Origin of the sequence: Streptomyces sp. GbtcB6, from assembly GCF_019091475.1 — a bacterium.
In the GTDB taxonomy this organism is placed as follows: domain Bacteria; phylum Actinomycetota; class Actinomycetes; order Streptomycetales; family Streptomycetaceae; genus Streptomyces; species Streptomyces hyaluromycini.
On record NZ_JAGXJL010000016.1, the window covers coordinates 221,242 to 230,076 of the forward strand.

The 8,835-nt window shown below is 72.6% G+C and carries 5 protein-coding genes; 1 reads left to right on the plus strand and 4 read right to left on the minus strand.

Going from position 1 to position 8,835, the window contains the following annotated elements:
- Positions 1-14: 14 nt before the first annotated feature.
- The 3 genes from KVT45_RS27065 to KVT45_RS27075 all read right to left on the minus strand — a co-directional run bounded on the left by KVT45_RS27065 (position 15) and on the right by KVT45_RS27075 (position 2,435).
- Entirely contained in the window at positions 15-185 is a 171-nt protein-coding gene (locus KVT45_RS27065; protein WP_167449931.1) for a hypothetical protein, read from the minus strand.
- A gap of 85 nt (positions 186-270) precedes the next feature.
- Positions 271-1,380, minus strand: coding sequence for a caspase family protein (locus tag KVT45_RS58135; RefSeq protein ID WP_217551689.1), 1,110 nt, complete (start codon positions 1,378-1,380; stop codon positions 271-273).
- A complete protein-coding gene (locus tag KVT45_RS27075; RefSeq protein ID WP_308310874.1) occupies positions 1,377-2,435 on the minus strand; it encodes a hypothetical protein in 1,059 nt (352 codons plus the stop codon). The genes KVT45_RS58135 and KVT45_RS27075 overlap by 4 nt, the downstream gene beginning before the upstream one ends.
- 293 nt (positions 2,436-2,728) lie before the next feature.
- Here KVT45_RS27075 and KVT45_RS27080 point away from each other — a divergent pair, with 293 nt between their 5' ends.
- Positions 2,729-4,057: a cation:proton antiporter gene (locus KVT45_RS27080; RefSeq protein WP_217551691.1), complete on the plus strand. Its 1,329-nt coding sequence runs from the start codon at positions 2,729-2,731 to the stop codon at positions 4,055-4,057.
- 80 nt (positions 4,058-4,137) lie between these two features.
- Here KVT45_RS27080 and fxsT read toward each other — a convergent pair whose 3' ends face one another.
- Positions 4,138-8,727: an FxSxx-COOH system tetratricopeptide repeat protein gene (fxsT, locus tag KVT45_RS27085; protein WP_217551692.1), complete on the minus strand. Its 4,590-nt coding sequence runs from the start codon at positions 8,725-8,727 to the stop codon at positions 4,138-4,140.
- Positions 8,728-8,835 lie beyond the last annotated feature (108 nt).

Below are 8,835 nucleotides of genomic sequence, written 5' to 3' on the forward strand. Positions count from 1 at the left end.
TTCCGCGGGGTTCGTCAGTCGACCCGCCTGGTTGGGTTCTCACCACCCGCGAAGTTGACCCTCGGCTGTTCGACCTGGCGCAGCAACCGGTCCAGTGCGCGCGCATGGACGTCCGGGCTCTGCGACCGAAGGCCGGAGAGGGCGATCTCACTGAGATCGGGCAGTTCGGACTTCACAGATTCCATGGGCGTGTTCATGCGCCATCCCCCTCGGAGCGTCCACCCGTTGGCTTCATGATGACGCATGGCCCAGATGTCGGGAAGGCCGTGATCAGGCCGGTGAGCCTCCTGATCCGGGGTTCAGCCGGCGGGCCGCCCAGTCCTTCAGCTCGCGCTGCGCCAGCGAGCCCGGGTCGAGTACGCCGAGCGCCTCGACGAGGGCGGCCAGGCCGCCCGGGTGCAGACGGCAGGTGCGGACGATGCTGATGATGTCGGCCCGGGCCGCTCCCAGCCGGGGGATGGCACCGGCCAGGTCGACGGGCAGCATGCCGATGACAAGCTGGCGCTGGTCGCGGTCGGCCAGGGCGGGCCATCCGGCCAGCAGCGCGATCAGTTCGGACAGGGCCGCGTCCGGCACCGGTTCCTCCCGGCGCCGGGAGGCGGGGAAGTCGTAGTGGCGTACGTCGCCGGCCCCGGACCGGTACCAGAGCGAGGTGGGCCGCTGTCCCCCCTCGGTGAACCGTCCGATCACGGTGTCCGCCAGTGCGCCCATGTCCGGTGGCCAGTTCTCGTCGTCCGAGGCCTCCAGCGCGGCCAGCACGGCCCGGGAGAACGCCCCGGTCCGCAGCACGGGGTCGTTGGCCGCTCGCTGCCCCGGCCCGGAGGCCAGCAGCACGAACTGCTCCCGGCCCGGCAACCGGTCGCCGCGGGACGGGAGTTCGGCGGGCAGTGAGCGGACGAAACCCAGGTCCTCGACGAAGGTCTGGCAGGAGTCCACCAGCCAGATCTGGCGCCGGAAGCCGGGCAGCGCGTCGGTGGTGAGGGTGGTCAGCCAGGCGTCCAGGTCGAGGTTGCGTTTGTCGTCGGCCGTGGCGTCGGCGTAGAAGAGCCTGCGGTGTCCCTGCGGGTCGGTGACCCCGTGGCCGCCCCAGACGACGAACAGCAGATCGCCCTCCAGCGCGGGCAGCCGGCGGGTGAGGACCTCCTGCACGGCCTCCCGCCCGGCGGGCCCGGCAGGCACGTCCACCTCGGGTCCGCCTGTCCCCGGCAGGGCGCCCAGCAGCAGGGAGATGTGGGCCGCGGGTACGCCACGGCCGCGCAGCCAGGCGGTGAAGCGGCGGGCGTCGGCGGCCGGGCCCGGCAGGTCCCAGGCCGGGCCGACGGCGTAGCGTTCCACGCCGACGACGACGGCGTGGGTCCGGTCCGGGCGGGCGGCGGTCACGGCAGCTCCTCGGCCAGCACGCGGTACAGCTCGGGGTTGCCCCAGTAGGCGCTGTGGGAGAGCGGGAAGGGCTGGCGGCTGTCGAGGGCGATGTCCGCGACCCGGCCGGGGAAGACGCCGGCGCCGAGGTAGCTGAGCAGGTCCCGCCGGTCGTAGACGTTCAGCCAGCGCGGTACGTGGGCGGGCAGCGGGCTGCCGGGCTCCAGGCTGGGCAGGGCCCCCAGTTCGTACAGGAACGGGGCCTGCGAGCCGACGGTCACCAGCAGCGCGACCTGCGGCAGCGGCCGCAGCACCAGCAGGTCCAGCGCGGCTATGCCGCCGAGGCTGTGGGCGAGCAGCACGACCGGCGGCTCTGCCGCGAGCACCGCCTGCGCGACGGCCTCGCGGATCGGGCCGCCGCGGGCCAGGTAGAGCAGCACGTCCCCGGCGGCCGGATGGGCCGCGTCGGTGAGCGCCGAACGCCGTCTGACCGCCTGCGCGGAGGCCAGGCCGAGGGCCAGCCGGCCCGTCAGCCGCTTGATCCGCCGGGTCACCGGGCCGCGGTGGGTGCCGGGTTCGTCCCCGGTACCGGAGGGCCCGGGGAGCAGGGCGGCGATCCGGGCGACCGCCTCGTCGCGGGCGGTGCCGTCGAGGGCCGGGGCCGGTCCCTGCCGCCCGGCCCGGCGGCGCACCGCCTCGGCCACGAAGGCCCGGGCCAGTTCGGTGGTTCCGGCGCCCTCGGCGGGGGCGCGGAGGAAGCGGCGGCAGTCGTCGGTGGTCAGTACGGCGGCCACGGCGGCGGCGAAGTCCTCCGCGAGGCCCGCCGCGTCCAGCAGCCGGCGCAGCCGGTCGTCCGCGGTGAGCGCCGGGGCCGCCGCGGAGAGGGCCTCGCCCGGCGGCCGGGCGCCGGGGGCCGACTCGGTTCTCCCCGTGGTCTCCGCGGTGAGCAGGCGCAGTTCGAGCAGCGGGTCCAGATAAAGAAGTCCCCAGAATTCGACGTCCTCGTCGAAGGCCTCCCCCGGCGCGCCGGGGGCGCCCTCATGCGCTACTTCACGCCCGGTCCCGTACCCCGGCACGGAAATACCGTTCGAATGCAGTACCGATCCGGCAGTTCCTCCCCAATAGCAGGAAGATATGCGGACTTCGGGCCGTAACGGCCGTAGTCCTTCCCGTACGACTTCCACGGTTCCGCTGAATCCCGGCTCCCGCACGCCGGTGCCGTGTACGAATAAGACCGTCGTCACCGTCGACCCCCGCCCCAGAACGGCATATTCCAAGCGCACGCAACAATAGGTCAGCTGCCCCTGTACCGGCTACACTGCGTGTGAACAACGCCACAGGGTGCGGCACTTGCCGAAGGGGGATGCCGGTGAGCATCGACTCCACTGTCACTCATGTCGTCGCAGCTCTCGCGCTGGTGATCACAGCGTCCTCGGCCCTGGGAGCGGCCGCCCGCAAGCTACGCCAGCCTTCCGTCATCGGGCAGTTATTCGCCGGCATCGCCCTCGGCCCCAGCCTGCTGGGCCTGGCCCCGGGAGGGGCGTACGAAACCCTCTTCCCGGACCAGATCAAGCCAATTCTCACTTCCCTGGCACAAGTCGCACTGGTGCTCTTCCTGTTCGCGGTCGGTTATGAACTCGACCTCGGCCAGCTGCGTAATCGCGGCGCGGTGACCGCGGTCTCGCTGAGCGGGTTCGCGATTCCCATGCTAATCGGAGCCGGCATCGTTCTGCTGTATTCCGGAGGTTTCCGCTCCGCGAACGGCGGGCATCCGATCGACGCGACTTTCACCCTCTATATGGCGGTCGCCCTGTCCATCACGGCGGTTCCCGTGCTGGCGAGCATCATCCGGGACCAGGGACTGGCCGGCACCCGCCCCGCCACGATCGCGATGGCCGCCGCCGGTGTCATCGACGCGCTGAGCTGGCCGGTGCTGGCCGTCGCCCTGATCGGCGGCGAGGACGGATCGCTGCGGGCCTGGAGCCTCAAGGTGGCGCTGCTGGCGGCGTACGTGCTGGTGATGTTCGTCGTCGTGCGGCCCGTGCTGAGGTGGTGGATGCACCGGCCCGGCGCTCTGATGACCAATCATGTCCCCGTCGCCGCCGCGCTGGCGCTGGCCTCGGCCTGGGCCACCAGCGCGCTCGGACTGCATGTGATCTTCGGTGCGCTGCTGGCCGGGATCATCATGCCCCGCCAGCCCGACGGCGCTCCCGACAGCCAGGTGCTGCGCCCGCTCCAGGAGACCGGCGGCCTGCTGCTGCCGGTGTTCTTCACGATCTCCGGGATGTCGGTCCAGCTCAACGGGCTGCACGCCTCCGACCTGGTGCTGCTGCTGGTGATATGCGCCGCCGCGGTGGTGGGCAAGGTGACCGCCGGCACCCTGTCGGCCCGGGGCGGTGCCCGGCTGCCCTGGCGTGACTCACTGCTGATCGGTGTGCTGCTCAACACCCGGGGGCTCACCGAACTCATCGTGCTCAACGTGGGGTTGCAGGCCGGAGTGATCGGCCCCCGGCTGTATGCGCTGCTGGTCGTGATGGCGCTCTTCACCACGGCGGCCACCGGGCCGCTGATCGGCCCGCTGTACCGTCCCGCCGACGCATCGCCGGCCGGGCCCGTCGGCACCGGCCCCGACGACGAGCAGCGGCCGGGTTCCGGACAGGCCCCCGCCGTGGACGCCGAGCCGACGCCGCAACCGTAGCGCCGGCCACAGCGCTCCGGTCGCGGCGCCGCTGCCCCGGTCGAGCCGGCCGGGCCCTGAGCCCGGCCGGCGGCCCCTGGCTAGAACGGCACCGGGGCGATGTCCACCTCGGCCCGCTGGCTGCTCGCGGCGGCGGTGGTCGCCGGGTGGCTCTCGCCCAGCGTCCGGCGGAACCGGGTCAGGGTGTCGGTGTGCAACACCGTGGCCTCGTCCACGCGGTCCAGCGCGCGCAGGTCCAGAGCCACGTTGTTGGCACAGGCCAGGGTGGTCGGGTGGTCCGGGCCGAGGTTCCTCTGGAGGATCTCCAGGCTCTGCCGGTCCGCTTCCAGGGCTTCCGTGTGGCGCTCCAGCGCGCTGTGGTGGTTGGCCATGCCTAGGGCCGTGGTCACGGTGAGGATGTGCTCGTCCCCCAGCGACGCGTGCATACCGAGCAACGCCGCGTCCAGGTGTTCCCCGGCGGCTTCGAGACGGCCCAGATGGCGCAGGGTGATGGCCACGTTCGTACGGGCCGACAAGGTGTAGGGATGAGTGGCGCCGAGGGTGGCCGTGTAGCGCTCGACGGTCGCCTCGCCCAGTTCCGCGGACCGCGTCAGCTGGCCGTCCTGCCGGAGGTCGACGACCAGGTTGGCCGCGCAGGCGATGGCGTCCGGGTGGTCGGCGCCGTAGCGGCTCTCGAACTTCGACAGCGCCAGCTCGCCGAGTTGCAGCGCGCCGTCGTGGTCTCCGGCGCGCCGGCGGCATACCGAGAGCACACGGGCGCAGCCGATGCTGGCCGGGTTGTCCTCGCCGTAGTTGGCGACGTAGCGGGCGTAGACGTCCTCCTGGTGGACGACTGCTGCGAGGTAGTCGCCGGTCTCGCGGATGTCGAGGGAGAGAGCGCTCAGGGTGTTCAGGGTGTTGAGGTGGTTCTCGCCGAGTGCGAGGGCACGCTGCTGGGCCGTCTCCGTGTCGCGTTCGCGCGCCTCCTGGTACAGGCCCATCAGGCGCAGAGCGACGCCCAGGTTGTGGGCCGCGCGCAGGGTGGACGGGTCGTCGTCGCCGAAGGCCCGCAGCGAGCGTGTGAAGACCGACCGGCTGATCTCCAGCGCCTGGGCCAGCTCGGCCCTCAGCCACAGCCCGCTGGTCAGCTGGATGAGGGCGTCCAGGGTGCCCTCGTCGTCCTCGCCCGCGATCCGGATGTACGTGTCCGCGGTGCGCTGCATCATCTCGGCGGCTTCCTCGTACTCACCGATCCGGCGCAGCAGGAAGGCCAGCCACTTCGCCATCTCCAGGGTCTGCTGGTCCTCGGCGCCGAACTTCCGGGTCCATACGTCCATCGCCTCGCGGGCCATGGAGACCGCACCGTCGTGGTCGCCCCAGATGAAGAGGAACTCCACCACGTCCCGGATCAGGCCGCGCACCCACGGCGAGTCGCACTCCACGGCCCGCGAGACCACGATGTGCGGCAGCAGTTGCTGATAGCGCGGCCACAGTTCGCGCGAGCCGGGGCTGTTGGGGTTGGCGTCGGCGAGCAGCAGGTGTGCGCCGTGCCGCATGTCCGCCTGCTGCTGCGGGGACATGCGGTTGACCAGGACCGCCTGGACCAGGCGGTGCAGCTGGATGGTGTCGTGCCGGTGCTCGATACGGGCCAGGGCGTAGACGTTGATCTCCCGGATGGCCCGGCCGAGCCGGATCGGATGGCGCAGGGCTTCGTCGATCTCGGGGGCGATGGTGCTCCGCGAGTTGTTGAAGAGGGTCCGCGAGATCGGCTCGGGGGCGAAGAACGAGCAGACCTGGAGGAGCTGGAGCGCCGCGGGGTTGCGCTGTTCGAGCTGGCGCAGCGAGACGTCCCAGGCGGCGGCCACCGACATGGGGTAGTCCGGCGACGGGACGAGTTCGAGCATCAGCTCGGCGATCTTCTCCCGGATCAGCCCGAGGTACTCGTCCACGGCCATGCCGGTGACGGCCTGCCAGGCCGCGGCCTGTTCGATGGCGAGGGGCAGGTCGCCCAGCTCCTGGGCGAGCAGGTCGGCGTCGGCGTCGCTCAGGTCACGGGCCCGGCGGCGCAGCAGCGCCTTGCTCTCCTCACGGGTGAAGACGTCCACGGAGAGGGTCCTGGCCACCCGGTCCCACTCCTGGTTCCGGGAGGTGATGAGGATCTTGCCGGTGCCGCCGGTCGGGAAGTAGGGGCGTACGGCCTCGACGTTCTCGGCGTTGTCGAACACCAGGAGCCAGCGGTCGTACGGCTCGCCCCGGCGCAGGGCCTCGCGCACCGCCGGGACCGCGCGGTTGGCCTCCGCGCCCACGTTCAGGCCGAGCCGGTGGGCGAGTTCGGTGAGCGCGGTCAGGATCATCGTCGGCTGTTCGGAAGGGATCCACCAGATCACGTCGTACTCGGCGGTGTGCCGGTACACGTACTCGATGGCGATCTGGGATTTCCCGACACCGCCCATGCCGTGCAGGGTGTGCGGCAGCACCGCCGAGGTGTCGCCCGTCAGCAACTGCTCGTGCACCTGCGCGAGGAGTTCCTCCCGGCCGGTGAAATTGGGGTTGTTCGGCGGCACGTTGCCCCAGACCACCGGTACGGAGGCACGCTGCGGGACCTGGTGTGACTGCGGTGCGGCCGGCCCCGGGACCGTCCTGCCGGGTGACGGGAGGCCGGCGCCCGGCTGCCCGTCGGCGCTCGGAACGGGAATCTCCCGCACCGGAGTCCCGCTCGCGGATCCTTCCGCTGCATGCTGGTACTCACTGGCAGTGGTGTCGGTCATGTCCGGGCCGCCCAAGTCTGAATTTACAACATTTTTATTACGGATATCGTGGCTTATTTGCCGCGAATTCTCATTGATCGACGCACCCGAAGGGGCCCCTTCCAGAGCCGCGCTGACCCGGCGGGCGCGCAGCAGATAGGGCCCCGACAGGGCGCGCAGCACGGCCAGCTCGACACGCAGGAACGGCAGGCTCTCCGCCGTCACTTGCGGAACCGGCTCCTCCTCCGGGGCGAGCAGCGCACCGTGCAGCCCGCGGGCCGCCTCGAACCGGTCGCCGTAGAACTCGGACACCGAACTCACCACCCGGGCCGTGTCCGCGCGCATCGCGCCCGCCAGCAGCGCCTCGCGCGCGCCGTCGACGAACTCCAGCGGCACGGGGGCGGCGGCGCTCCGCGCCGCGGCGGGCGGGGGCTGTTCCAGCAGGCCGCTCAGAAAGAGCTCGGCCAGATGGGCCGGCTGTGCCTCGGGCACCAGTCGGCGCTGTACGTCCCGCACCAGGCGGGGCTCCAGGATCGCGGCGGCCAGATGGGTGGCCAGCCGGAAGGCGGTGGGGGTGGCATGGCTGCGGAAGCGCCGGATGCGCTCCTGCACCGAGGGCGCCGGGATGACGACCGGCGGCTCGTCGACGTCTTCCTCGGGCGCGTCGGACGCACCCAGTAACAGCACCGGGGCCTCGACCCAGTCGGACTCCGCACCGGCCACCAGACCGACCCAGCGGCCCAGCCACCGGGCGTCCAGCTCCAGCATGGGGACCCCCGCCGTCCAGCTCGCGGGCGGCGGGTCGAACGGGTCGCGCCACTCGGCCGGGAAGTCCACGGCCAGTTCGGTGGTGCGGGCCCCCGCGCGGGGGCTGCGCAGCCGCGCCTGCCGGGGCACCAGCGCGGTGCGGTGCCAGTCCCGCTGGGACAGCAGGTGCACCACCGCCACCGGTCCGGCCGCCGACCACAGCTCCAGCGCCTGCAGGCCGGCCGCGGTCCGCCACAGCGGTCCCAGGCCGTCGGTCAGGACCAGGACGATCCGGCGGCCGGTACGGTCCACCAGCTCGCCGGGGACACCGAGGACGTCGTGCTCCGGGTACGGCCCGCGCAGCACCGCCTCCGGCCCCCGCGGGGTCTCCCGCAGGCCGAGCCGGCGCACCCGTACGTCCCGGAAGGCGCCCAGCCGCTCCGCCACGGCGGTGAACTCGGCGACCGTCTGCTCCCAGATGACCATGGTCGCGTGGTCGTCCACCACCAGCACCAGATCGAAGCGGCGCTCGTCCGCCGACCGGGTGTAGGGCACCCACAGGCCGTCCTCGGCGGCGCGTTCGGCGGTGGTCTCCTCGTCCAGCTCGACCTCGAACGCCGAGGGCACCAGCTGCTTCAGCGGCCGCAGCGCACGGGTGATCCCCGCCGCGTCCCGCAGATCCGGCACCGCCTCGACCGGTTCGGCCGGCTCGGCCGTCCCGGTCCGGACCCGCCGGGCCGCCCGCTCCCGTGCGGAACCCGGCCCGGGACCCTCCGGCCCGGCGGGCGGCAACGGCAGGAACAGCACCTCGGCCATGTCACCGGACGCGTCCCGCACCTCGTCGCCGTCGGCCCCGCCCGCCGCTCCGTCGCCGTTCCGGGCCGTCGTACGGCCGTCGGCCCCGGCCGCCGCGCTGTCGTCCGTGTCGTCCGTGTCGTCCGTGCCGCCCGTTCCGCCCGCCGCGCCACCGCCGGTCCCCGCCGTACCACCGGGGCGGCCTGTCCCGTTCGTCCTGCCGGACGCCGGTGGCCCGCCGGGGGGTTCGGGCAGGCCGGAGAGGTCCGACAGCGCGGTCGGCCGGGGCTGCGGCGGGCGGTCCGACGCCGGCAGCCGTGCCGCCAGCGTCTGGTACGCGTGCAGCCAGAGGGCCTCCGCCACTTCGAAGGCCTCCGGATAGGCACCCGAGTCCTCATCCATCAGGGCGCCCCCGACAACTCACGCCAGAGCGCCTCCAGCAGTTCGCCCCAGGACTCGTCGTCCTCCCGGACCCCGGCCGTCCGCAGGAACACGGCGTTGAGCAGCTGG

Coding starts and splice junctions, on each gene's coding strand:
- KVT45_RS27065 (WP_167449931.1), bottom strand. CDS start 185: ATGGAATCTGTGAAGTCCGAACTGCCCGATCTCAGTGAGATCGCCCTC.
- fxsT (WP_217551692.1), bottom strand. CDS start 8,727: ATGGATGAGGACTCGGGTGCCTATCCGGAGGCCTTCGAAGTGGCGGAG.